This is a genomic window from Pandoraea sp. B-6, assembly GCF_000282835.1.
In the GTDB taxonomy this organism is placed as follows: Bacteria; Pseudomonadota; Gammaproteobacteria; order Burkholderiales; family Burkholderiaceae; genus Pandoraea; species Pandoraea cepalis.
Map to the genome: position 1 here is coordinate 1 of NZ_AKXS01000340.1, position 614 is coordinate 614.

Here is a 614-nt window from a genome sequence, read left to right on the forward strand (position 1 = left end):
CTTTAGAGTCCGGGGGTTAATGTAACGCTTTCTCGGCCAGTTTCCGGGCATAGGTTGCGGGTGTTAATCCGCCCAACGATTTCTTCGGTCGTTCCTCGTTGTATTCGCGCCGCCAGGCCTCGATTACGACCTTGGCGTGCGCCATGCTGGTGAACCAGTGTTCATTGAGGCATTCGTCCCGGAAACGCCCGTTGAACGATTCGATATAGGCATTCTGGTTTGGTTTTCCTGGCTCAATCAGGAACAGCTTCACGCCTCGCTCATGCGCCCAAGTCAGCATCGCCCGGCCACAAAACTCCTTGCCGTTATCGGTGCGAATCGCTTGCGGCAAACCACGATGCAAGGCCACACGATCCAGAATGCGCGTCAGCCCATGCCCGCTGATCGCCCGTTCCGGCACGATGGCGACCGCCTCATGGGTCGCATCATCGACCACAGTTAGGTTCTTGATTACACGGCCTTCGGCGGTTCGGTCGAACACGAAATCCATCGACCAAACCTGATTGGCCGCCGACGGCCGCCCCAGTGGCTGACGATCCGACACCGGCACCTTCTTACGCTTGCGGCGGCGTACCTGCAACTTCTCTTCCGCATACAGCCGCTCGACTCGCTTG

At 58.5% G+C, this 614-nt stretch carries 1 protein-coding gene; it reads right to left on the minus strand.

Features of this window, described 5'->3' with window-relative positions:
- Positions 1-16 precede the first annotated feature (16 nt).
- Positions 17-614 (minus strand): IS3 family transposase (locus tag A985_RS0103415; protein ID WP_017232014.1); only part of this gene is annotated, 598 nt, incomplete at its 5' end.